The sequence below is a fragment of the Cupriavidus sp. PB-02 genome, from assembly GCF_058252315.1.
Genome location: NZ_CM177694.1, coordinates 1,446,700 through 1,469,009, shown reverse-complemented (window position 1 = coordinate 1,469,009; position 22,310 = coordinate 1,446,700). Strand labels below are relative to the sequence as shown.

The window sequence follows — 22,310 nt, the reverse complement described above, 5'->3', positions numbered from 1 at the left end:
CCAGGCGCGGGGCTAATCGCCCGCGTCTGTGTCCGCGTCGGTGTCCGAATAGGTGTCCGTATCGCTGTCCGCGTCGGCGTCGATATCTTCATCGGCAGGGCGCGGACGCAGCTCCAGCCCGAGCAGGATCAGCAGGTCGAAGGCATCGGACAGCAGGTGCTTCTGCCGGGGCAGCAGGCTGGCGTACGGCATGTCGTAGATCGACTGGTGCGCGGCGCGCTGGCCCTTGAGCCCGCGGTCGCGCGCGATATCCGACAGCAGCGCGGCAAACCCGGAAAGGTCCTGCGCTGCCAACGCCGAATTCAACACCTTGGCGATCACTTCCGGCGAAGCGTTCGCCCAGCCCATGCGTTCAGCATTGGAAGCGGATTCTTGGGGAAGGTCGGCAAAGTCCATTTTGTGTTTAACGGTCCCGCCTGAGCGAGCTTAAGGCGGCTAACGTGTGAATTTGACCCCACAGGCGTGGGGTGGCACGGTTAGCCGCCGGTCGAGGCTAGCGCGGCGCCGGCTTTGCGGACACCTGGCGGTAGACCGTGCGGCCGTCGCGCGCCGTGCGCGCCTCGACGTGGTTGCGTGCTCCGCATTGCGGGCAGCGGAATACCGGGCCCTGCCCTTCATTGCGGATCTGCACTTCATCCGGCTCCCAGCGTGCGCCGCAAGCCTGGTTCCCACAAACAAACATGAATTCTCCTTTTAACAAGCGCCCGAGCGGCTGAGCCGGGGCGCGATCCGGGCGTGGCCGTCCGCCGATTTGCGGGGGCGGCCACGCCAACTCAGCCGCGATTATCAGGCCAGTCGTCCGGGCGCGTCCCCATGCGCCACACATTTGGCGGCTCGCCCAGCGCCGTGCTCTGGTACATCCATGCGCCACAGCCGGTGCAGCGCCAGCGACTGTCGACCTTGCAGCGGTTGCTCCTGGCCGCGATGCCCGACGCCGCCAGGTTCTCGTGCGGCGGCACGCTCGAGGGTTCGCCCACCAGCTGGTGACACAGGTCACAGGCGTGCATCGGCAGCTCCTGTCAGGGCGATGGTCGCCGCGGGCGGCGGCTCGCTAGCCATTGCGTTGCACCCATTGCCGGGCCCACTCGATAGCGGCTGCGCGCGCCTTGTCAGGCGTCGCGTGCGTGGCCGGCGGCCCGCCGCCCTCCAGCACCACGGCGCCAGCCTCCCAGATATCGCATACGGCCTTGAAACGCTCCGGCCCCAGCGCGTGGCAAAACACGTGGACCACGAAGCCGCGATACTCGACCACGTCGGTCGCGGCATCGGTCAACGCACGATCCGCGGTGGGATCGGACGGCACCACCGGTGCATCCGGCTGCATCCGCGCCTGCGCCACGGCCGTGCGCACGAGCATCGCGCAGGCACCGCCCACCGCCGCACCCAGCACAATACCGAGCCCAAACCAGCAAGCCCTGCTTCCGCACTCCGCCATGGCATCTCCCGTAGCGACACTGCCGGTCCTGCTGGCACGACAAGGGTGTCGGCCCGGCATCGATTTCAGGTTATACCAAGACAGGCCCACACCGCTTGCCGCGTCGCCCCCGCAGGCAGGTGGGACGCGCGCGAAATTGAGAATCGTGGGGATGACCGAACCGCAGGCGACGACTATACTGGACATTCATACAGTATCGGAATGACGCCTCCCCATGCCCTTGTACCCGTCCGATTCCATCCTGCTCGAGGCCTATTACTTTGGCGACGACGCCGAATCCGTACGCCTGCCCTGCGACGGCGTCCGCGTGGACGCTGGCGCCATCATCGTCCACGGCATCGCGCCACAGCAGCTGCAGGCGCTGCGCTGGACGCCCGACTTCCTGTCCTTCGACGCGCACGGCACGCGCCATCGCTACCCGGTCAGCCGCCCGGCGCTGGTCGGCCCGGGCCAGGCACGCTTTGCCCTGCTTTAAGCTATGGGCCCCGCATCGAAGATGCGCCACCACCATGCCGACATGTCAGATCCCAGTCCCGCGGCCACGCAACTGATCCGCTCGCTCGACCTGAAGCCGCACCCTGAAGGCGGCTACTACCGCGAAACCTATCGCAGCCAGCAGCGCCTCGTCGACGAAGACGGGCGCACCCGCGAGGCCTCCACCGCGATCTACTACATGCTGTGCGGCAGCGACTATTCCGCCTGGCATCGCATCTATTCCGATGAGCTTTGGCACTTTCACGCGGGCTCGCCGGTTGACTTGCACGTGATCGCGGCCGGCGGCATCGTCACGCACCGTCTGGGCGATCCGTTGCGGCATGCCGGCGCGGCTTTCCAGGCGATGGTGCCGGCGGGCCACTGGTTTGCGGCGGAGCGCGTGGACCCGGGCGATGGCGCCGACTTTGCACTGGTCGGCTGCACCGTTGCGCCCGCGTTCCAGTTCAGCGAATTCGAGCTGGCCAGCTGCGACACGCTTGCCGGCCTCGCCAGCGGCCACGACGCGTTGCTGCGCCGGCTTGCGCGCCAGCGGTCCTGACAAAAAAAGCAGCCCGCCGTGGCGGGGTGCGGGCGGCCCGGTGAGTACTGCGGCGCCAGTCTACGTCAAGCCGCCACGGCGCCAAGATCGAAGAACCCGGGTATCCTTTTCTGACGACAGTTCGCGCAGCAGCGCTATACTGTATATCCATACAGTATCTGACCTGTGCGCCCCATGTCACCCGAACCCGCCAACTGCCCTGTCTGCGGCGCCGCCGCCGAGCGCCTGCGCGCCGCGCCGCGCGGCTACCGCTACACCTGCCCGAGCTGCGGCACCTTCCACATCAGTACCCGCGCCCTAGGCTGCCGCCCCGGCATCCCCGCTTCCGCACGTGAAGACATCCGCCGCCTGCGCGCCTACGGCCACCTGCCTTACGTCGACCTGACGCGGGAAGGCCTCAGCGTCAGCCCGGGCCGGAGCTGAGCCATGGGCAACAGCAAGCTCGCAGCCCGCTGCCATGCGCCACCGGACGCGCCGGACAGCTATCCGGTGGCCGGCGCCAACGGCATCCTCGCGCGTATCGAGGGCCACTACATTGCCGCCGCGCTGCGCACGCTCGGCTCCGCCACGCGCGACGGCCCCAGCCATCGCGAGGTGCTGGTCGATGCCGGCCATGCCGGCACCGTGCGGCTATTTATCGAAAAGAAACGGGCACGCCACGGCAGGTACACGCACTATTTCTGGTCGGCCTACCGCGCGGAGCCCGAGCAGGCTCCCTAGGCGCTGTCGACCAGGCAACACATCCCTGTCGGACGGCGCCCGATACCGGTCGCGCGGCACAGCGCGGAGACTGGATGCATCTGCCACAAAGGAGACGCATCATTTGTCCCGTCGTGGCGTCACGGTTGCTGCAGCACTAACTATAGGTGCAACGGCGCGGCATCTAAGAGGCACCCCTCAATGCATTGGCGAAGCGGACTGCGAATCTGCGATGCGCCCGACTAACGCCCGGATCTCGGCAGACCAGCGCAGGTAGCCTGCGCCGTTAAGGTGAACGCCGTCACCGGTATAGGCGGACGCGAGCCGGCCGCAAGGCGACAACGCTGGGTTCAGGTCGACAAACTCGCACCCATCCTGGCTGCCGCAGTAGTCCCGCAACTTGGTATTCAGACGCCCCACCGAATCATTCAGGTCTTCCCGCCCATGCAGCCTCACAAGAAGCGTCGACTGCACGACCACACGGGAGCCGCCTCGCAAGATGGCTTCGATAACGGATCGATACGTGTCGAGGGTCTCATCGACGCTGCGCCGGCGGCGCCGCAGGTCGTTGATGCCTGCCATGACAAACACCGCCGCAGGCCGCATCGACAGGACCGGCGCCAGTCGCGCCAGCATGCCCAGCGTCGTGTCTCCGCTTATGCCGCGATTGGCGATGCTTGCATCGGGCAGCAACTCTGACCACTCGCCGGACGCCGTGATGCTGTCACCGAGCATCACAAAGTCGCGGTGCGCGGTCAGCGCGCTGAACAGCGCCGCGCGCATGGTGTAAGGACGGGATTCAAGAACTTCGTCAGTGCCGCCCGGCGCCGCCCGGGCTGCCTGCAGAAAAACCAGCAAGACCACGCACACGCATAAGGCTAATCGCTTGTTTCGCATGTAAAACCAGTTCCAACGATGACCGAACCGGAGGACTGTACCGGCAACGACAGGTCGCCGCATGGCTGAAATCTCTCAAAACTGCAGCATTGACTGACATCAAGGTGGGCGCGCCGTGGCGCGGAGAGACTCGACAGCTTTGCTTACCGGCCATTCTCCATGCACCAGTCATCGGACATCGACGCACGGCCCTTCATGAACGTTCCGAATGCTGCGGCAACCGACACGCGCAAAGCCACCGCGAGCGTTTTCACCAGCAACGGCCAGACGGTCGAGTATGTATTTCGGGCCAGCGCCGGCGACTGCAGGCACCTCGTTGCCGTCTTCTCAGGATTCAACGCGCCCAATGGCTATCACTTCATCAGACTTGCTCCGAGAAACCCCGCCCTTCAGGGCCTCCAGGGCCTTTCAGGGCGGGGAGTGAAAGGAGCGCCGCCGACAGGCGGCATTCCCAAGTTAGAATGGCCGGCATGCTTCTCGTCTATCGCTACCGGGTGAAGTCGCTGAACGGCCTGCTCAATGAGCTAAAGTCGAAACTGGTGTACGGGCGGGGAATTTGAGGCGCGGAGTAGAGGGCGGTGGAGCTTTCCGCTGAGAATCTGATTGTCGAGATCGGAAACCAGCACAAGAAAGGTCCACCATGAGCAAGGATAAAGGGAAAGAAGCAGTCGGTCTATCGGAAATCGGGCTTGGGCTCGAGGAGCTGATCAGGCGCGGGGCTCGGCGGGTCATCCAGGAGGCGATTGAAGTGGAGCTGGCAGAGCTGCTTGAGCAGTTCAGTAACGTCAAGACGTTGAGCGGGCAGCGCGCCGTGGTTCGCAATGGCTACCTCCCGGAGCGCGAGGTGCTGACGGGGGCCGGCCCGATTGCCGTGAAGGTGCCCAAGGTGCGCGATCGGTCCGGGTCTGGCGTGAAGTTCAACTCGGCGATCGTGCCGCCGTATGTGAGGAAGTCGCCGCGGGTGAGTGCAGCGCTGCCCTGGCTGTATCTGAAGGGAGTATCGACAGGCGACATGAGCGAGGCGTTGTCGGTGCTGCTTGGTGAGGATGCCAAAGGGCTATCGGCCAACGTGGTGAGCCGATTGAAGGCGCAGTGGGCAGACGAGCATGCGAGCTGGAATCAGCGTGATCTGTCGGCGGCGCGCCATGTGTATTGGTGGGTGGACGGCATCCACACGGGTCTGCGTAGCGAGGGATCGGACGGGCAATGCCTGCTGGTCATCATCGGCGTTACGCCAGACGGCAGGAAGGAGCGCGTGGCGATCGGTGACGGCTATCGGGAATCGAAGGCATCGTGGGTGGAAGTACTGTTGGACCTGAAATCCCGCGGCCTGCAGGCTGGCCCGCTGGCGGCGGTCGGCGATGGCGCCATGGGATTCTGGGCTGCCCTGGAGGAGGTGTTCCCGGCCACGCGCGCCCAGCGTTGCTGGTTCCACAAGATGGGCAATGTCCTGAACGCCTTGCCCAAGTCCCAGCACGGCCGCGCCAAGGCAGATCTGCAGGCGATTTGGATGGCGGCCACCAGGGCAGATGCCTATGCTGCCTTCGATCGCTTTGCGACGATCTACGGCGCCAAGTACCCCAAGGCCACCGGCGTGCTCACCAAGGACCGAGACAGCCTGCTGACCTTCTACGACTTCCCGGCCGAGCACTGGCAGCACATCCGCACGACCAACGCGATTGAGTCGACCTTCGCGACCGTGCGTCACCGCACGACGCGCACGCGCAATTGCGTGTCACGAGCGACTTTCCTTGGCCTGGCCTTCAAGCTGATCGAGGAAGCCGAGAAAACATGGCGCCGCATCAAAGGTGCCGAACACATCGAACTGCTCTTGAAGGGCGTCCCCTTCAAGGACGGTGCCCCGGCGCAAGACAATCCGCCGGTTCAGCAGAAACTCGCCGCCTGATGACCGGCCACGATCAACCTTCATACACCAGATTTGACTTTATCTCCTGCTCAATCAGCAGAGCCGCGTAGTGAACTACGTCTGGAACTTCTGCAATGATACGCAGAAGCACGCGCTCAAATGGGGCAAAAAATGGCCTACGGGTTTCGATCTGAACGTGCTGACGACCGGCAGCAGCAAGGAACTCGGCATCCATTCGGGTACCGTCAATGCGGTTTGCGAGCAGTACGCCAAGTCGCGTAGCCAGCATCGCCGGCCCTATTTGCGCTATCGCGGCCGCAGATCCCTCGGCTGGGTGCCGCTCAAGGGCCGGGATCTCAAGCGCTCGGGCGACGCATTCCGCTTTGCCGGCAGCACATTTCGCGTGTTCAACTCGAGGCCCCTTCCCGAGGGCAAGATCAAGGACGGCACGAATTTCTCGCGCGACGCCCGGGGCAATTGGTTCCTGAACATCGTGATTGAAGTTGCCGACACTCAGGCCCGCTGCCCGGAACGCGGCGTCGGCATCGATCTGGGCTTGAAGGACCTTGCCACACTCTCCACCGGCGAGAAGATCGGGAATCCGCGCCACCTTGGCCAACTTGAGCAAGCCCTTGCCAAAGCGCAGCGTGCGCGCAAGAAACGACAGGCCACCAACGTCCACGCGCGCATCACCAACGCGCGGCGTGACTTCCTGCACAAGCTCTCGCATCGCATCGTGCGGGACTTCGACTACATCGCGGTGGGTAATGTGAATGCCGCCAGCCTCGCCAGAACCAGCATGGCGAAGTCCGTCCTCGATGCAGGCTGGTCGTCCTTCCGCACAATGCTCGCGTACAAGGCGATTGCGCATGGCGCGTGGTACGAGGAAGTCGACGAACGTTTCACCACCCAGGTCTGCTCTTCGTGTGACACGATGCCGCCGGAGAGGCCGAAAGGTATCGCAGACCTTGGAATAAGGCAGTGGGTATGCAGTCGATGCGGTGCTGTACATGATCGCGATGTGAACGCTGCGCTAAATATCCTTGCCCGATCGGGACATCGATCGCCTGCAGAGGGAATCTCCTCCCTTTAGGGACTTTAGGGAGGAGAGGATGTCAACGCTCCTGGCACGGACCAGGCGTGCATGTCACGGTAGAACCTGGCGGCACCACGACCGTACGACCGCTTGGCGCGGGCGGCTCGGTGACGGTGCGGTTGACCGAGATGCAGCTAACCACCCCCAACAGGGGCAACAACGCCAGTGAGCGCACGAAGAGTCTTAAGCTTGCCATGTCGATCTCCCGGTCAGGTAGGCCATCGGTGCGGGTGCTCCGAACGCAGCTTTTACCGTTGTGAAAGTATAGGTAATGACCGACGCGACCCGCGTTGATACCACTCCCGAGGGGCCACTTAGAACTCGAGTTCTCTCAGCGTCCTGGTGGCCAGGTATGTCGCAGCCTCCTTCGCCTCCTCCCTCGTTGGGAAATCCTCCACGGTTTGGTGTGGGACTTCTGCATCGGGATCTTCTTCCAGCCGGCGGATATACACATAGCCTCTGAACAGTCCAGAAGCGGTTTCCATCACGGCTATCCGGGCCACATGGGTGTCCGTCGCAAAAAGCTCATCTTCCATGGCAGCCTCCTCTTCCAATGTCTCTGGATCGTAGCATGACCAAAGAACACCCCATGCTCTTCGGCCGCGCCGTGGTGTGCGCCGATCCGGGAGCTAATACGCCAACGGAAAGCCGAATAGGTCCTGTGCCAGGTCACGCTCGAACGCGGCTATCCACGATGTGCCCCGACCGGCCAGCAGATCTGCATTCTGGTCGATGACCAGTGGCTCGTCTGTCGGACCCAAGGATATCGCGCGCTTCTTGAACAAGCATTTCGAATGCTAAGCCGAACGCGAGCAAGAAGTATCGGGCGCTGCTATCGGTGCAGAACGCCAATCATCCGGCCAAGGCGGTGAATGATTCGGGCGTGCGGATGCTGATTGAGATGACGTCGGAGTTGCAGGACCTGCGGGCGAACGTGCTGACGGATAAGGGGCGGCAGGAAGGTGCTGCGGCGGCCCAGGCATCGGCGGGTCACACGACCGCCGAAATCACTGCGCACTGCACCAAGGCGCGAGAGGTTGAGCACGTCAAACCTGTCGCCATGAAGCGGTCAAGTCAGACACTTGCGCCCAAAATAGACAAAAGGCCTAGCGAGTAAAACTCGCTAGGCCTTGTCAATACTGGTCGGGGCGAGAGGATTTGAACCTCCGACCACCTGCACCCCATGCAGCCGGGCTAACCGCTGCAAACCCAAGCTGAGAGCGGTCTCCCAGGCTTCCTTTCTAATTGTGTGCGTACAAATCAGGCACGCTTCCGTGCGGCTCTCCGGGTAGCAACACCCTTCTTATTAGAAGAACTGCCGGATGCATAGATGACATCCCGGTGATGGGCCAAGTATTTAAGTTCCCATTCTGTCAACCCATCTAGCCGGTAGCTCTCTGGCGCCTCGTGCAGACCAATGGCTGCAAGATCATTGCCCGTGAGCTTCCCAGCAAGTAGGTTTCCGTCTTCGTCAAAACTGATTAGCCCCTTATCAAAAGCCTTGTCCACGCCGGCCGCAAGAAGCAACCCGTTGCTCCCGTCCAACCGCTCATCATGGGAACTGGACTTCCAGGGCTTTATGTGAGACGCAATTAGCAAATCCAGGATGCCCAGCCCTGTAATTGCACACTTTGCCCCCCAACGATCCATCAGATCTCTGCGAAACTGCCCTTGCCCGATACGAGCATCATGCAATCGCTTCACTGTTGTCGCAGACAGCTTAGGCTTAGGGATTACGGGCCGGCTCCCAGGCGATTTGCCCTCTAAAGCGGCAAGGATGAGCCCCCCAGTCACTTCATCAATCGCACACAAGTAGAAGCTATTGAACCGCTGAGTTTGCCCCTTCATCACCTTCGGCCGGCTCTTCTCCCTCAGCCCACTCTCAACACCCGGAATGGCGAACAACTCTTTGCGAGAGAGCGCTTTCGTGGCCACAGCATACGTGGCGAGCGCTAGTTGCCCCCCCAGAGTAGGGTCATACCGGGTCGATCCCGAATACGGCCGGGCTTCACTGACTGCCGCCGATTCCACAACGCACCAGCCTTTCACCGTACCTTGAAAGTGATTGAAGACGATGTCACCTGGGACAAGTTCCTGCATGGTTGCCCAGTGTGCCGGCGTACGACCTTTCTTGTCCCACATAGGTGCCCAGAGGCAATTCGCTACCCGCTCAGCCTCGTAAGACTGCCCTTGATTAACCCAGTAAAAAGCCATGGTTTATTCGTAATCGAGATGTGACGTAACGATACCAGCCTTACGCCACATAGTTAAGCGAGTCCGAGGCAGCAGTTTGGCAGACGTTCTGATTTGGGATCAGAGGGTCGCATGTTCGAATCATGTCGCCCCGACCAGAAAAACCCAATTGAAACAGCGGCTTAGACGGTGACGTCTAAGCCGCTTTTTTCATTCCCTAACGGCTTCCCTAATTAAAATTTCGGGGTTCCCTAAAATACAGTGGTCATACAGTGCTGTATTTTCATACAGCCATACGGACGGAATCCCCCTTCCCACGCCGTGCGAACGGCATTTATACTGTATGCATATACAGTACTAACCACGCCCATGGACCACATCAAAGCAGCAGAATCGTCAATCGTTGAAGTCGCGCCTGCGATCGTCGCCAAGCACCGTGCCGCCGGCATCCTGACCTGGAAGCTGATTCACCAGATCGAAGATGAGCTGATGCACGAGGTCGGCCAGTCCGGCAAACACTCGCCGGCGCTGTTGCGCATGCTCAAGGCGTCGCCCTTGCTGGGATATCCCAAGGACGACAGCCCGGCTGACTTCACGGGCAGCGACGTGCTGCCGATCACGTTCGGCGCGATCCGGGACGCCTGGGACAGGGTCAACTGACACGCGCTGTCGGCCCATGGAAAAGACGGACTACTCCATCCCTGAGGACTGGGACCGGATCTATATCCTCGACGACAGCGGCAACCCCGTTCGTGTCTTCGACTTCGGTGTCAAGGTCGACTGGGAGGTCAGCTTCGGCAAGCAGTACGCACTTCGCGACGAGCTGCCGGAGTATGGCGTCGTCGTTCGAACCTATTTCTCGTGCTGGGCCAGCATGCACGATGACAAGCCGCCGACGTTCTGGACCATCCTCAAGGGCAATGGCCTAGATCACACCTACCACTCCGCGACCTGGAATGAGGCCCAGGACAAGCATCGACGGGTGGTTGAGAAGGTGCACCGAACGCTACCTCGCACTGGCACGCTGTCGGACGGCGACTGATACCGGCACCCGCGCGGCGCGCGGAGACTGGCTCCATAACTTCAGGAGACAAGCCATGCCTGGACAGAACATCCACGTTGTACCCGCCGGTGACGGCTGGGCCGTTGAGGTTGAAGGCGGCCATGGCAAGGAAACGTTCGAGACCCAGGAAGCAGCCGTTGCCGCGGGTACCGAGAGAGCAAAGCAGATGAAGGTCGAGCTGCTGATCCACGGCCGCGATGGACAGATCCGCCAACGCAACAGCTTCGGCCACGACACGCGCGATGTGAAGGGCTGACGCCATGCCGCCGCGCGAGGCCGCGCACCTGAACCTGGCCAGCTTCCCCCTGATGCTGGCCAAGCGCGGCGTGATGCCGCACGGTGACGACTGGCTCTACGAACTGAAATACGACGGATATCGCCTGCTGGCGCGGACGGGAAACCCCGCAGTACGCCTGCGTGAAGGTGGCGACGCCACCAGCTGGTTCCCTGAACTGCACGCCCCCTTGGCGGCCCTGCCCGCCGACTGCGTGCTCGACGCCGAGGGGGTGGTGTTCGATGACATCGGCCGCCCCGACTTCAACGCCTTCCATGCGCGGGCCCTGCGCAGGCGCTGGTATCGCGGCGCGCCCACTGTCGCCCTCGCCGCCTTCGACCTTCTGGTCCTGCGCGGGCGGGACATCCGAGACTGGCCCATCGAGAAACGCAAAGCGGCGCTGCAGAAGCTGCTGGACGGGGTGACCGTGGGCCTACTGTACGTGAGCGCCGTGGACGATGGCGAATGGCTCTATCAGCATGTGCGGGCCCTCGGCATGGAGGGCATCGTCGCCAAGCGCGCCGGCAGCCTATACCGGGGCGGCGCATCCGACGATTGGCGCAAGATCAAGGTGCCTGGCTACCACAGGCTGGGCAAGTTCACGCGCGAGCCGCTGGCCTGACATTGACGATGCTGCGGGCGATCAGCGCCAGGCCGATTAGCAGGATTGGCGTCGCGCCAAATTGCTTGTAGTTGACCCACAGCGCCGTGTCGCCAAAAGAGGCGAGTCGAGGCGCGCGGGGTGCGCGCGTGCCAGCGTTGTCCGCTGGCACCCTCCTATCGAGGGGAAACTCTCCCATCTACGACTCAGCCAAATGGATGGTACTGATTCGTGAGCGAACGCGTAACATGGCCGCCAGAATCCGCCAGTTTAGAGCGAGGGTGAGCCGAAAATGCAAAACGAAATCAGGTCACTAACGGGTCTCCGAGGCATCGCTGCAATGTACGTGGCAATCCTTCATGTACATAGACCCATAGGCAACGAACAAACTCCGACGTTCATCCTCCACGGATACCTAGCAGTCGATCTGTTCTTTGTCCTGAGCGGCTTCGTCATGGCATTGACCTACGCCGAGATGTTTCGCAACGGATTTTCCGGAATCGCCTATCGTGCCTTCTTGATCAAGAGAATTGCACGTCTTTACCCGCTCTATCTGCTCCTCACTATTACCACGGCAACGCTCATCCTGCTCAAGGGAGTTACGGGTTTTTATGGGAGTAATTTTCTACTCGTCTTCGTAGTGAATTTGCTCATGATGCAGGCATGGGGCCTAGCCATGCCGATTGTGTTGGCATCATGGTCAATCAGCACAGAATGGGCTGCCTATCTTCTATTTCCATTCATTGTCCGAAACGTCCTGTATAGCCGTAGGGCATTCGCCGTTGCTGCCGGCTTGATCTGCGTCTCTGCACTTGTGGCGATTTCGGTAATGGATTCGCCTCTCGTGTTGGGCTCACAAGATACCCGCGATGGCCCACTCGCGCTATATTGGTTCGATTCGATTGGCCCAATTGTGCGATGCCTGAGTGGTTTTGTGCTTGGCGTCCTGGCTTATCGTGTTCGGCAGACAGGAGAAATGGAAAGGATTGTGGGTAGCACTACAGTTACGACCACCCTTGCTGCTACCGTAATTGGCCTCCTGTGCGTGCAGGACACTGACGTAGCGGTGGTGTTGATTTTTCCCGTCTTGATAATTGGCCTATCCTACAAGCACAACATTGTGGCAAGAATCCTCAGCAGTAAAGCAGTTTATATGCTTGGCGTTTGGTCATACTCGATTTACCTTCTGCACCACCCTTTCGTTGCCGCACAGTATCAACTTGGAGGACTCCTCCATTCAATTTCCATCCCCGGTGCCGCAGCAATATCGACGATCGCAACACTAGCCGCAGTCGTGACACTGAGCTACTACTGCCACAAGGGAATTGAGAGCCCCGGGCGAAAACTGTTCCAACGCTTGCTCAACCGTCAAACCAACGAAGCTACTGCGCAGGATCGCCACGACAGTCCCCGCCAAAGCCAACCTCGTTGAAGTAGCAGCTTCCGATGCCGCTGCCATGCCTGTAGCAATCATCGCTGACGGGCGGTTCTCGCAATCCGCCCGAAACACTTGCAGCCCTCGACCTCAAAGGCGGAGGGCTTTTTCTATTCGGCGCTCACCGCCGAGTCGACACCCTCATCCGGCTCAATGGACTTTGCGCAGTGATCGCGATCAATCCAGTTCAGGAATCGGCAGAGGATACAGCCCCATCTCCTGCCCTGCTGCATGGCCTTGCCGGCCCGGCTTGAGATCGTCTCGTCGGGACTGCCGCCCGCGACGGTGTTGGCGAGCTGGTCCAGCGAGATGAGCAGGTTCCAGAGGTATCGGCGCATGGTCACTTCCCCGGCTTCGCCCCACTCGTCAGGGCGTCGTATGACCGCTCGCAGGCTTGGCCGGCGATACGGGCTGAGTCCGCGTACCCAGCAAGTTCTCCCGCTCGGCGGTCAAGCCGGCTGAACATGTAGGCAAGCACATCGAGGGGGTCGCCGGCTGTCTGGCCTGTGCCTGCAGCGGCGGTATTGCCGGCGGCGCGGGCGGCCGCGATGAGCTGGGCAACTCGCACGCGCAGCCGCTCAGCAGCGTCGCCAGCACTGCGAGCGTCATCGCGCGCAGCCTCAAGTTCCTTCGTAGCGGCATTGGCAATCTCCGTTTGAGCCGCGGTGCGGCGTTGTTCCTCGACGCGGGCGTCGTCCACCGCCTTGACCTGAGCGAACGCCTGATCGCGACGCTCGCGGGCGCGGTCCGCCTCGATGCCGGCAATCTCGGCATCCTTGCGCCAGCCGTTGGCCGCCCAGCCGACGGCGAACAGCGCGGCGGCAAGGACGCCGGCGCCGATGGCGCGCCATGGGATGTTGGCGGAGATCGGAATCACTCTTCCATCTCCGGAAGGTCGACCGTCTGGCCGGCGAGCGCGTGCGTGCAGTCGCCGAGGAATTGGATCTTGCCGTCCGTGATGAACGAGTGGCAGCGATGCAAGGGAATTCCCGTCCCTTCCCCGCCCCACCAGGTATTCAGGCTCGGTGTGAATGTCGGGCGATCGTAGTCGCCGTTGAACCCCCAGCGATCCTTCCACGAGATGTGCGGAGACATCTCTTCGCCGGCGGGAGGATTCGCAATCGGCAGAATGTGTTCTTGCGGCCTGCCGTTCGAGTACAGGCACCCCGGGCAGCGGATCTGGATGCCGTAGAAGCGGCCTTCGCCGTCGCGGTGGATTTTTGCTTTGCTCATGTGGCCTTCCTCCCTTCGCAGAACGCTCGGGCTATTTGGCGCCGCGCCACGAGCCCACGCACCACCTTGCCTTTGACGTTGACCCAGAGTGACAGCGCCGCACACGCACCGGCCATATCGCCCGCGTTCGCCTTGCGTGCCATGCTGCTGCTGCAGAAGGCGTCCACGCCGATGTTGTATGCGGTATCGACGAAAGCCACCTTCTGCCCGTCCGTCAGGGGCACGTGCACGCAAGCCATGACGCCTTCGGCATGCCGCGCCAGGTCCTTCTCAAGCTGGCGCACGGCACCCATCGGGCGTATAGGTCTTGCCCCACTGTGCATCCTCTGTGGCGCCCGTGCAGTAAGTCAGAACGCCGCCGATGTCCCGATATGTCTTGTAGACCGTGCCCTCGTTCGCTGGCACGAGGTTCATGAGGACAGTGGCAGCCACCGCCCCGACAACGGCAACCAAGCGATTGCGCATAGCGGATTTCATCGGCCTATTCCGCCCTTGATGGCGGACCAAGCAGCCGATACTCCAGCCACCGCGGCCGCGACATAGCTCACCGGGCGCGCGATTCTGCCGATCCAGTTCAGCGCCTTGAATGCTCCGGCTGCTGCCTGGAAGGCCTCGACAATGTCCGCAGTGTTCGACTCGACTCGGGCGGTCGCCTCGGTGTTGAGCTTCAGCTCCGACTCGATTGTGTTGACCCGTGCTACCAACGCCTGAAAGTTCTCTTCGTTCATGGTGTTGATCCCCGTCTAAAGCCGCCAATAGGCGGTACGTCACTGAAATTAGGTGGCGACGACCTGCAGCGCTCCCGGCGGGAAGTTCGGTGGCAGCGCACCGGCCGGGAGCAAGCGGTTCGCAGCGAGCGGGATCGTCAGCAGAGCATTGCCTGCAGTCAAAGCGTCGAAGAGCACGACCTTCTCGGCATCGATCCAGTTGACAGCAGGGCTCGGCCAAAGGAGTTGGGCCGCGTTGCTGCAGCCGTTGTCCGCGTGAGGCGCCGCCCAGGCTCCCGTGCTGGGGCCAACTGCCTTGCGGGCATAGTCACCAGCCGAGATCTCCGCACCTGCGCCGGCCCCGGCCACACTGGTGAGCAACCCCGCGTAGATTGCCGAGGGCGCCGTCCAGCTGCCCGTGCGCAGCATGTGCGTGCCGATCGCCGAAATGAGCGCGTCGGAGAGGTGCCCCGAAAAGACGATGCGAAGGTCGCCCGCAGCAAAGCTCGGAGCCGGTGCACCGCTGCCGATAACGGTCGCGGTGTCGAGTGCGCCAGAGGCAAGCACGTTGCCGCCGGTCGAGGCGTCACAGATACCGAAGTGCGTGACGGTGCCCCATGCCGCTGTCGGCGCTGGGAACGTGACCGCTGCGGCATTGGTAAAAGTCTTGTCCCCGCTGACTGGCAGCGCCCACGAGGCATCCCCCGGGCCGCGGGCAACGCGGGCGTAGCTGCCGCCGGTCACCTCCTGCGCCATGCTCCCCGCTTCGCCTGGATCCCCTGTGAAGAGCGCGACATAGAGCGCGATCGGCTTGGTCCAGCTGGTGGCGCGCAGCAAGTGGTTGAGAATTGCGGCTTCGGTATAGTTGGAAAGGCTCATGTGTCAATCCTCAGAAAAGCAGGAAAAAGTTGCCGACGCCCGGGGTGACTCCTGCCCCTGCCAAACGGGCGCGCGGCGTGGCATCGATACGCCCGACTGCTGCTAAAGGTGTACCGGCATCGAGGTCTGCAATGCCTTCAATCGAAGCTGGAGCCTCGCCAGTGAGCTGAGTACCTAGCGCCAGATTTGCGATACCGGACAAGCTTGCAGGCGCACTACCGGCGATCGGCGTTTCCCCAGGCGCGACCGCTGTATAGGTGGCATAAATGTCAATGCCTTGCCCCCCAATGACATCCCGGAGCGTAGATGGGCTGGTCCAAGCTGAAGCTTCTGTCTCCAGACCATCCGCCATCAGGTTGGTGTTGAACGGGACAGTCGGCGTGGACAGGTTCTCACTGGCAATGAAGCAAAGCCAGTAAGTGCCAGGAGCCACGGACACCGGACTGGAGAAGGCCAGCGTTACCCATGAGTTGGCGGTGGTGCCAGTGATCTCGACCGTCTGGGCGACCTTAGTTCCCGGTGTACCAGCATTGTCGGCAAAGATGGCCGCCTTGCACTTCACGGTGGCCGAGGTGGTCTTGATATAGGTCGAAATCGATTCCACCAAGACCGTGTCCGCCCCCCCCAGCACGAACTTCTCCCCGTGCTCCCGGTCGGTCTGGTAGGTGCCCGAACCCGCATCCACCGAGGAACGCCCAAAGCGCAGCTGTCCGTCATCGCCTTCCAGCACGATGGGGTAGGTGTAGCCGGAGGCAATAGTCGGGGTGCCAAAGGTGGCACTGGGGCCATCGGAGTAGGTGTCCGAGTTGTAATAGATCGCCCCGGCAGCGAAGCACAGTCCGGTCAGGTCGGTGGCATCGGCAATGACACCGGCCCACACATACGCCCCGGCTGCCACCTCCAAAGCCGGCGAGATCGTGAACAGATGCCATCCGGTGGTGTGCCCGGTGCTCTCCGGCGAGCTGCGCAACAGCGCACTGGGGACGGCTCCGACATCGCTGTAGATCACCGCCTTGAAGTGGTTGCTGGCCATGGCCGAGCCCCAGTTGACCCAGACCTTGTCGACCATCACGGTCTGGCCGGTGGTGTTCTGGTAGCGGCAGACGGCCTTGTTATTGGCCGGGGGGAGCTGGGCCAGCAAGCCCCCTGTAACCTGCTGGCCGAAGTTGATCTTGGCGCCCATGCCTTACACCCCCGACTGGTAGGGCACGTTGGCCGCCCCACTCTCGAGGATGCCCAGCCAGGCCACTGAGGTTGCGTTGCTGTCTTGAAACCGGCAGACGGCCTTGTTGTTGCCGGGAGGCATCTGGACGCCAGTGCCGCCCGATGTCTGGTTGCCAAAGGTAGTGAGCGCCATATCAGAAGCCGCGAGAAATTGCCACGACGTCATACTTCGCCGCGGCAGTGTTGTAGATCAAGCCGATCCGGTCGAGCGCGCCGCCGGCCGTGGAGAGCGTGATGGACGGTAGGTCCGTGCCGTAGCGCACGTTCGCGCTCCACGTCACGGTGCGCCCGCCGGTCGCGTCCTGCTTGAGTTCGAGCACACACTTTTGCCCGTCGGCGGCACCAGCGAGCGTGATCGTAGGATTCCCGCCCAGCGTGATGCGGATGACGTCAGCATCCGAGAAGTCGGCGGTGATCGTCCCGGCGTAGGTAACGCTCTTGATCTCAGGCACATACGGCTTCGCGCCGGCGAGCGCCGCGGCCGCGATCGCCTCGAGGAGCGCATCGAGGGACTGATAGGTCGCGCCCATCGCGGTCGAGTTCAGTGCAGTATGGAAGTCGAGAGCGGTCGGAAATACGGCAGCCAGCCGCGTGATTGTGCCGAAGGCCGATCCGGTCCATGCAACCGAGTAGATCGGCTCCACCGAGGTGGTCACCACGTTCGGCTGACCGCCGGCATCTACCTCGATGTAATAAGTTGCCGCTGATTTGCCAGAGAAGCTCAGCGTTGCGGCACTCACCATCTGCAAGACCTTCGAGAAGGAGTTGCGCCAGGTGTAGCCGGGTTGCAGCGTGAGGTTTGACCCACTTGTCGATGTCGCATAGCTCCCATAGCCAATTAAGGCCACGGTGCCAAACATTCCCTCGAATGCAGTGACCGCAGTCGCTGCACTTGAAGCTCCGCCTTGAGTAGCAGCCTGGAGCGCATCGATGGCGCCCTTGATGATGCTGTAGTTGCTGTTGTGCTTGGCGATATAGGCGGTATCGCCGGTGGATAGGGATGCGAGTTCGATGCTCACTTAGCGAATCTCCTGAAGAACGCCGCCCCGGAAGATCGCCGAGGAGCCATAGGGCACTGCGCCATATCCGCCGTATGCGGCCAGCTCACCATAGGTCAGCGGCCGCCCTTCGATCGTGAGATCGGTAATGGATCCGACCGAAAGGTCCTCCAGGTTCACCGTGACAAGCGTGTAGGTGCCGGGCAGCTCCTTTGAGAAGCCGAACACCTCATACTGGCCAGTGGCCGTACGACGCAACCGGCAGGCGTTGCCGGTGTCGGCATAAAGCAGCTCGTCATTGCCGCGTGCGATCGGAACGTTGCGCAGCGGATCCTTCTCGCCGATATCGACGTCGACCGCGTAGATGGTGTTCAGGCCGTCGGTCACCAGCAGCATCGGCCGGGTCAGGATCTTGCCGTCCAGCTCGGCCTTGGCGTCTCGAATCTGCGCCGAAACGAGATTGGTCAGAATGCTCATGCGACAAACCCCTGTAGATCGAGCACCGCTGGCGCGTTACGCGCCAGGTTGCGGGTGTAGTCGGTCACGAAGAAACGGGTACCGTCAGGAAGCTGCAGGATGTCGCCGGGCTCGATTCGTGGGTCATCGACAATCGAAGCGCCCCACGACGTGGCACTGCGCGCCCGGAAAGCCAGCTCGCGGACAGCGACTGCCTGCGCGTGGGCCTCGTTCACAATCAGGTCGTTCTCGATGTCCTCGATGTTCTCTGTCCAGATCGAGGCGGCCCCGTTCTTCGCCTCCGTGGTGTTCCGGCCATGCACGAAGTCATATGGGGTACCCCAGACCTCGTAGATACCGGTACCGATGGACGCCATGATCAGCAGCACCACCAACTCGGCCGCGCCGTGGACAACCTTGCCGACCGGCGCCGTCGGCCCGCCAAAAGGCGGCGCGATGTCCGGGAGGGCGCTATAGACCTTCATGGCGAGGATCAAGCCCACCAGCGTTGGCGCCCAAGCCACCGTAGTCAGCAAGATTTCGCCGCTCGTCGTGGTGAGCTGCTTGTACTCCTCGTCACAGACGGGCAACAGGCCGCCGTTGGCGGACTGCTTGATGACCAGACGCGTGTTTTCCGCGCGCTGCGTCGCGTCGTCGGAGAAGGTGATGCTCTTGCGCTGGTGCAACTGAAAGAAGCCCGCCGTGATAGTCGCGTCAGCCAGCTTGGCATCCTGTTGAGCCACCTTGGTCAACTGCGGATCCAGCCATTTCAGCCGGACGCTGGAGAGCGCCGGCACCGACCGGCCACCATTGACCGAGATGATGCGGGTTTCGTCGAGGACGATGTCCGCCGCCCGGCCGAGCTCACGGGACTGGGTCGCCAGCCGGCCAAGGCCATCGAACCGCGGAGCAAGCCCCAGCGGAAGCAGGATCTGCTCGAGCATGTCCCAGGCGGTGAGGTCGGCCAACTGCGTGTTGCTGTGCATCGTCGTCACCGGAGACTGCGGCAGGCTGATCTCGTCATCGTTCAACCCGAGCGCGCGCCCAATTTGGCGCGCAATCTCTGTCAGGGGCGTCGCCACCGGGAAGAAGTCGGTCACCCGGCGAACGCTGCGCCAAGCCGGCGTCGCGTCCGGGCTGCGGGCGGTCAATGTCAGGCGGCGGGTTCCTCGCTCCAAACGATAGTCGTTCACCGATTCGATGATGCCCAGCCATAGGATCTGGCCGTTCAGCTGCACCTCGATCACCTGGCCGGCCTTCGGCTGGGTCGCACCGTAGAGTTCCGTGTGCCAGGCGAGCGAAGCGGACAGCTCGCGTGGAGACTGCCGCAGCGTTTCAGACACGTAGTCCGACAGGTCGAACGCATCAGTGGCGACACCGACCCGAACGTCACGAATGGACGCCGATGGGTGCAGGATCAGCGCCACCGTGCGGAGCGCATCCTTGTCGACTGGGTACCAGCGCGCGTCCATTACAGCTTCCCCAAGATTCGGAGGCGGAGCTCGACGTCGAAATTCACGTAGCCCGCCTCATTGAAGATGACATGGTTCAGCGTGATCCCCTCCCCGCCGCCGGAAGCCAGCGAGACCATGGCCACCTCGTAACCGTTGCCGTTCACATAGCTCGGGTACCACTTGACACGGGCGACCGCGGGATCCGGTGGATTCGTCCAGTGCGAGACCAGCATGCGCAGCTGGTCTACCGTCATCGAGAGGCCGCCATCGGCGTTCCAGCGCTCCAGCACCTCGACGTCGCGCAGCTTGCCCTGCCAGAGCGTGTTCGCCGCGCCGCCAAGCGTACGAGTGCTGGCCCATGTCGGCGCAATGATCGCGTCGGCGTCCATGTTGGTCCACTGATCCGGCGCCCGCGCATAGTCGTATGTCCCCAGCGTCGGATGGATCAACCTGCCCTTCCCGGAGGCCGCTGCAACGGCCGGCAGAATGACAATTGCCAGTTGCTCCGTCGCTGTCGACGCGTCCCCCACAGAGAAGGTGGCCGAGCTGGTCAAGGTGGTCAAAGCCCGTCCTCCACAGTTGCAGTTGCAGTCGCATTGACAGTGCCGGGAGCGCTGCAGCGGACCTTCGCGATGACGTCCCCGTGCACATCTGAGCCAGCCGGATACTGCGCGATCGAGCCATCGCCGGTGGCGGCAACCTGAACGGATACCCCAGCCACTGGCTCCCCCACATCGCCGACCGTGCGCACAAGCACGGGCACATCGCGCCCTTTGCGCGGTGCCTGGAGCGGTATTGGCGCGGTCAGGTGCACCGCCAGCGGAACCGGGTACCATCCTCGGATCGTCGACAGGCAAGCCCCATCTGCTGCGTTCGGGACGGTCTGGAACGCCAGCAGGCGCCGATAGACGCGATCCCACGCAAAATTGACATCCCCGGACGTGGGCGCGGGTGAGCGCAAAGTGTGCAGCACCTCCCCCGTGGTGTAGTCCACCAGGTTCAGCAGCCCTTCTGAGGTGAACACATAGCAGCGCCGCTCATCTTCCGGCAGGATGTCTACAGGGGAACCCGAAACACTGATTCGCCGGATGAGCGCACCGGTGGTCAGGTTGTAGACCCCGATCTGCCTCAACCCGGACTCATTGTTTGTGACGAGCACGGCGAGGTTTTGCGGCCGGTCAATCATCGGAATACTGACGAATATGGCGCCGAATTCGCTAGGCTCGCGCCGGGTGCCGGCAATCTCGGCGAAATTGATGGGATCAACCTCGAAGAATGAGCCGAGGACTGAAATTTGCCACAGCGATCCATCGCGCGCCTGGAAGACGTCAAAGTCGTAGTACGTCGTCGGCGTCGGGCCGCGCCCCATGAATTCCCCGGTGACGGCATTGAACTTCCACCAGAGCCGCTCCCATCCTGGCCAGTAGATACGATTGGTCCAGCCGACAACGTAGATCACCGCGTCGGCCGTCGGGGTCTTCTCCTGCGCAACGAACAGACCATCGACCCTGTTGATCTCCTCGGCATAGATTCGCGGCGGCGTCACCAGATAGCCGTTGTACAGCGCCTGCAGCCCTCCGCCGTTCGGGATGCCGTCCCACTCGGCTGGCAGCCGATACTGGACTGGGCTGGACTGGAATATCTGGCGGAACATTAGAACCTCAGCTCCGCGCCGATAACCGGCGAGCCGCCAGCAGCCATCGGCGCCACATACGTGTTCCACGCCCACCCGTCGCCGTCGGTCATGCTTTGGTCAATGGCCAGGCTCCCAGGCCCCGTCAGCGACCAGTCGACCAGCTCACCCGGACAAGGCTCGCTGTTCGATCCAAGCGCTCTCGCCTTGAGCACGCTTGCCCGTCCCTTGACCAGCGGCGTGACCGCAACCGGGTTCGAAAGCGTGGCAGGGCGCGGCGTGCTGGCGAAGACCTTCAGCTTGTCACTGGCAAGCGCCACGTAGATGTCGTGCCGCGGGCTGTACCAGACGCCGGCGTTTGCGCCAACGTAGGCGGCACCGGAAACCTGCTGCTTCTGGACCCAGTCGTAGAAGAGGACAGTTCCATTGCCGAACGCTATGGCGAGGACGTTGGCATCGCGAGTGCGCGAAACGGTCATTGGACCGGAAACATCTCCGGTCAGGCTGGCCTCGTAGGTCCAGCCACCGACGAGCGTCAGCGGCTTGTATCGCACGTTCGTGCCGGACACGTTCAGATACCGGTCTGGTGTCCGCACCTGAGTTCCGGCAACATAATTCGTGACCGCGCTGTCGACGACGATCTCCCCAATGGTTCCGCAGCGCTTGTTGAATTTGTAGAGGCGGCTCTCCGTCAGCGACTCATGGATCAGATACTCGCCCGGGTTCTGCAGATCCAAAGTGAAGTTGCTGGAATTCTCCTGAGATGCGCGTCGATATGCCCGCCCATCCAGCTGCACGACATGCAGGGCGCCAGCGTAAAAGCCGACATCGTCGTCATAGAACGAGTTGCCATAAGTGGGCAGGCCAGTAAGGATCGCTCCGCTCGCGTCCTTGATATCGAAGGGGCCGGCGAGAAGCTCAAGTGCCATGCTGCACCTCGATCACGGCCGCCCCAGCGATCCCAGCCGGGTCATACTTCGCCCACGCTCGCCCGCTAGCATCCGTCTGGGGGGCAAACGGCGTCACGACACCAGCCCCGCTGGCAACAGTCCAGGTGACAGCCACGTTGGGCGGCCCTTCGAACACCACGATGGCGGTCGCGTCTGCGCGCAGAGGGTTGGATAGCATGCGCA

At 62.4% G+C, this 22,310-nt stretch carries 33 protein-coding genes and 1 tRNA gene; 13 read left to right on the top strand and 21 right to left on the bottom strand.

Annotated features, from left to right (window positions below; translation table 11 throughout):
• Positions 1-12: 12 nt before the first annotated feature.
• From AC10V3_RS07155 to AC10V3_RS07140, 4 genes are all read right to left on the bottom strand, one after another.
• Positions 13-396 carry a hypothetical protein gene (locus AC10V3_RS07155; protein ID WP_022534425.1) on the bottom strand — a complete coding sequence of 128 codons (384 nt, stop codon included), beginning with the start codon at positions 394-396 and terminating at the stop codon, positions 13-15.
• A gap of 97 nt (positions 397-493) precedes the next feature.
• On the bottom strand, positions 494-682 hold the full coding sequence (locus AC10V3_RS07150) for a hypothetical protein (protein ID WP_022534424.1): 189 nt from the start codon (positions 680-682) through the stop codon (positions 494-496).
• A gap of 91 nt (positions 683-773) precedes the next feature.
• Entirely contained in the window at positions 774-1,007 is a 234-nt protein-coding gene (locus AC10V3_RS07145) for a hypothetical protein (protein WP_022534423.1), read from the bottom strand.
• 44 nt (positions 1,008-1,051) lie between these two features.
• The gene (locus tag AC10V3_RS07140) at positions 1,052-1,435 is read right to left on the bottom strand and encodes a hypothetical protein (RefSeq protein ID WP_041680993.1); all 384 of its coding nucleotides are present in this window, start codon (positions 1,433-1,435) and stop codon (positions 1,052-1,054) included.
• 214 nt (positions 1,436-1,649) lie between these two features.
• On the opposite strand from AC10V3_RS07140, the gene AC10V3_RS07135 reads away from it, so the two are divergent.
• The 4 genes from AC10V3_RS07135 (at position 1,650) to AC10V3_RS07120 (ending at position 3,188) form a co-directional block, all read left to right on the top strand.
• Complete coding sequence (locus tag AC10V3_RS07135) at positions 1,650-1,910, top strand: hypothetical protein (protein WP_022534421.1); 261 nt, start codon at positions 1,650-1,652, stop codon at positions 1,908-1,910.
• Between the two features lie 42 nt (positions 1,911-1,952).
• A complete protein-coding gene (locus tag AC10V3_RS07130; RefSeq protein ID WP_041681327.1) occupies positions 1,953-2,468 on the top strand; it encodes a cupin domain-containing protein in 516 nt (171 codons plus the stop codon).
• Between the two features lie 174 nt (positions 2,469-2,642).
• A complete protein-coding gene (locus AC10V3_RS07125) occupies positions 2,643-2,891 on the top strand; it encodes a hypothetical protein (protein WP_349604706.1) in 249 nt (82 codons plus the stop codon).
• Between the two features lie 3 nt (positions 2,892-2,894).
• Entirely contained in the window at positions 2,895-3,188 is a 294-nt protein-coding gene (locus AC10V3_RS07120; RefSeq protein ID WP_022534418.1) for a hypothetical protein, read from the top strand.
• Positions 3,189-3,365: 177 nt separating this feature from the next.
• Here the strand turns inward: AC10V3_RS07120 and AC10V3_RS07115 are convergent, their stop codons facing one another.
• A complete protein-coding gene (locus AC10V3_RS07115) occupies positions 3,366-4,064 on the bottom strand; it encodes a GDSL-type esterase/lipase family protein (RefSeq protein WP_349604708.1) in 699 nt (232 codons plus the stop codon).
• 640 nt (positions 4,065-4,704) lie between these two features.
• On the opposite strand from AC10V3_RS07115, the gene AC10V3_RS07110 reads away from it, so the two are divergent.
• Positions 4,705-5,970: an IS256 family transposase gene (locus AC10V3_RS07110; protein ID WP_022540107.1), complete on the top strand. Its 1,266-nt coding sequence runs from the start codon at positions 4,705-4,707 to the stop codon at positions 5,968-5,970.
• Between the two features lie 46 nt (positions 5,971-6,016).
• Positions 6,017-7,024, top strand: a complete 1,008-nt coding sequence (locus AC10V3_RS07105) for an RNA-guided endonuclease InsQ/TnpB family protein (protein WP_490923668.1) — start codon at positions 6,017-6,019, stop codon at positions 7,022-7,024.
• 317 nt (positions 7,025-7,341) lie between these two features.
• On the opposite strand, the gene AC10V3_RS07100 is transcribed toward AC10V3_RS07105, so the two are convergent.
• Positions 7,342-7,563 carry a hypothetical protein gene (locus AC10V3_RS07100; protein ID WP_022534415.1) on the bottom strand — a complete coding sequence of 74 codons (222 nt, stop codon included), beginning with the start codon at positions 7,561-7,563 and terminating at the stop codon, positions 7,342-7,344.
• A gap of 302 nt (positions 7,564-7,865) precedes the next feature.
• Between AC10V3_RS07100 and AC10V3_RS07095 the strand changes: the two genes are divergently transcribed.
• Positions 7,866-8,144 carry a hypothetical protein gene (locus AC10V3_RS07095; RefSeq protein ID WP_022534413.1) on the top strand — a complete coding sequence of 93 codons (279 nt, stop codon included), beginning with the start codon at positions 7,866-7,868 and terminating at the stop codon, positions 8,142-8,144.
• Between the two features lie 143 nt (positions 8,145-8,287).
• Here the strand turns inward: AC10V3_RS07095 and AC10V3_RS07090 are convergent, their stop codons facing one another.
• Positions 8,288-9,241 carry an HNH endonuclease gene (locus tag AC10V3_RS07090; protein WP_490923410.1) on the bottom strand — a complete coding sequence of 318 codons (954 nt, stop codon included), beginning with the start codon at positions 9,239-9,241 and terminating at the stop codon, positions 8,288-8,290.
• A gap of 65 nt (positions 9,242-9,306) precedes the next feature.
• Between AC10V3_RS07090 and AC10V3_RS07085 the strand changes: the two genes are divergently transcribed.
• The 6 genes from AC10V3_RS07085 (at position 9,307) to AC10V3_RS07060 (ending at position 12,590) form a co-directional block, all read left to right on the top strand.
• Positions 9,307-9,374, top strand: a tRNA-Pro gene (locus tag AC10V3_RS07085).
• Between the two features lie 215 nt (positions 9,375-9,589).
• On the top strand, positions 9,590-9,880 hold the full coding sequence (locus tag AC10V3_RS07080) for a DUF2471 family protein (protein ID WP_490923409.1): 291 nt from the start codon (positions 9,590-9,592) through the stop codon (positions 9,878-9,880).
• A 16-nt stretch (positions 9,881-9,896) separates the two neighbouring features.
• A complete protein-coding gene (locus tag AC10V3_RS07075; RefSeq protein ID WP_490923408.1) occupies positions 9,897-10,262 on the top strand; it encodes a hypothetical protein in 366 nt (121 codons plus the stop codon).
• A 55-nt stretch (positions 10,263-10,317) separates the two neighbouring features.
• Positions 10,318-10,539, top strand: coding sequence for a DUF2188 domain-containing protein (locus AC10V3_RS07070; protein ID WP_349609180.1), 222 nt, complete (start codon positions 10,318-10,320; stop codon positions 10,537-10,539).
• A gap of 4 nt (positions 10,540-10,543) precedes the next feature.
• Positions 10,544-11,179: an ATP-dependent DNA ligase gene (locus tag AC10V3_RS07065; protein WP_490923406.1), complete on the top strand. Its 636-nt coding sequence runs from the start codon at positions 10,544-10,546 to the stop codon at positions 11,177-11,179.
• 271 nt (positions 11,180-11,450) lie between these two features.
• A complete protein-coding gene (locus AC10V3_RS07060) occupies positions 11,451-12,590 on the top strand; it encodes an acyltransferase family protein (protein ID WP_490923405.1) in 1,140 nt (379 codons plus the stop codon).
• Between the two features lie 113 nt (positions 12,591-12,703).
• On the opposite strand, the gene AC10V3_RS07055 is transcribed toward AC10V3_RS07060, so the two are convergent.
• From AC10V3_RS07055 to AC10V3_RS06990, 14 genes are all read right to left on the bottom strand, one after another.
• Positions 12,704-12,931: a hypothetical protein gene (locus AC10V3_RS07055; protein WP_490923404.1), complete on the bottom strand. Its 228-nt coding sequence runs from the start codon at positions 12,929-12,931 to the stop codon at positions 12,704-12,706.
• 2 nt (positions 12,932-12,933) lie between these two features.
• Complete coding sequence (locus AC10V3_RS07050; RefSeq protein WP_490923403.1) at positions 12,934-13,470, bottom strand: DUF2514 family protein; 537 nt, start codon at positions 13,468-13,470, stop codon at positions 12,934-12,936.
• Positions 13,467-13,826, bottom strand: a complete 360-nt coding sequence (locus AC10V3_RS07045; protein ID WP_490923401.1) for a ubiquitination-like system serine protease family protein — start codon at positions 13,824-13,826, stop codon at positions 13,467-13,469. The genes AC10V3_RS07050 and AC10V3_RS07045 overlap by 4 nt, the downstream gene beginning before the upstream one ends.
• Positions 13,823-14,110 carry a glycoside hydrolase family protein gene (locus AC10V3_RS07040; protein ID WP_490923399.1) on the bottom strand — a complete coding sequence of 96 codons (288 nt, stop codon included), beginning with the start codon at positions 14,108-14,110 and terminating at the stop codon, positions 13,823-13,825. The genes AC10V3_RS07045 and AC10V3_RS07040 overlap by 4 nt, the downstream gene beginning before the upstream one ends.
• 189 nt (positions 14,111-14,299) lie before the next feature.
• Entirely contained in the window at positions 14,300-14,554 is a 255-nt protein-coding gene (locus AC10V3_RS07035; protein ID WP_490923398.1) for a hypothetical protein, read from the bottom strand.
• 48 nt (positions 14,555-14,602) lie between these two features.
• A complete protein-coding gene (locus AC10V3_RS07030; RefSeq protein ID WP_490923396.1) occupies positions 14,603-15,412 on the bottom strand; it encodes a phage tail fiber protein in 810 nt (269 codons plus the stop codon).
• A gap of 10 nt (positions 15,413-15,422) precedes the next feature.
• Entirely contained in the window at positions 15,423-16,595 is a 1,173-nt protein-coding gene (locus AC10V3_RS07025; RefSeq protein WP_349609162.1) for a hypothetical protein, read from the bottom strand.
• A 175-nt stretch (positions 16,596-16,770) separates the two neighbouring features.
• Positions 16,771-17,655 (bottom strand): hypothetical protein, encoded by an 885-nt coding sequence (locus tag AC10V3_RS07020; protein WP_490923395.1) that lies wholly within the window; start codon positions 17,653-17,655, stop codon positions 16,771-16,773.
• On the bottom strand, positions 17,656-18,111 hold the full coding sequence (locus AC10V3_RS07015) for a hypothetical protein (RefSeq protein WP_490923393.1): 456 nt from the start codon (positions 18,109-18,111) through the stop codon (positions 17,656-17,658).
• Positions 18,108-19,562 carry a hypothetical protein gene (locus tag AC10V3_RS07010; protein ID WP_490923392.1) on the bottom strand — a complete coding sequence of 485 codons (1,455 nt, stop codon included), beginning with the start codon at positions 19,560-19,562 and terminating at the stop codon, positions 18,108-18,110. The genes AC10V3_RS07015 and AC10V3_RS07010 overlap by 4 nt, the downstream gene beginning before the upstream one ends.
• Entirely contained in the window at positions 19,562-20,107 is a 546-nt protein-coding gene (locus AC10V3_RS07005; protein ID WP_490923390.1) for a hypothetical protein, read from the bottom strand. The genes AC10V3_RS07010 and AC10V3_RS07005 overlap by 1 nt, the downstream gene beginning before the upstream one ends.
• Positions 20,104-21,198 carry a YncE family protein gene (locus AC10V3_RS07000; protein ID WP_490923388.1) on the bottom strand — a complete coding sequence of 365 codons (1,095 nt, stop codon included), beginning with the start codon at positions 21,196-21,198 and terminating at the stop codon, positions 20,104-20,106. Before AC10V3_RS07000 ends, AC10V3_RS07005 begins: the two co-directional genes overlap by 4 nt.
• The gene (locus tag AC10V3_RS06995; RefSeq protein ID WP_490923386.1) at positions 21,198-22,106 is read right to left on the bottom strand and encodes a hypothetical protein; all 909 of its coding nucleotides are present in this window, start codon (positions 22,104-22,106) and stop codon (positions 21,198-21,200) included. Before AC10V3_RS06995 ends, AC10V3_RS07000 begins: the two co-directional genes overlap by 1 nt.
• A complete protein-coding gene (locus AC10V3_RS06990; protein WP_490923384.1) occupies positions 22,096-22,305 on the bottom strand; it encodes a hypothetical protein in 210 nt (69 codons plus the stop codon). Before AC10V3_RS06990 ends, AC10V3_RS06995 begins: the two co-directional genes overlap by 11 nt.
• Between the last annotated feature and the right edge of the window lie 5 nt (positions 22,306-22,310).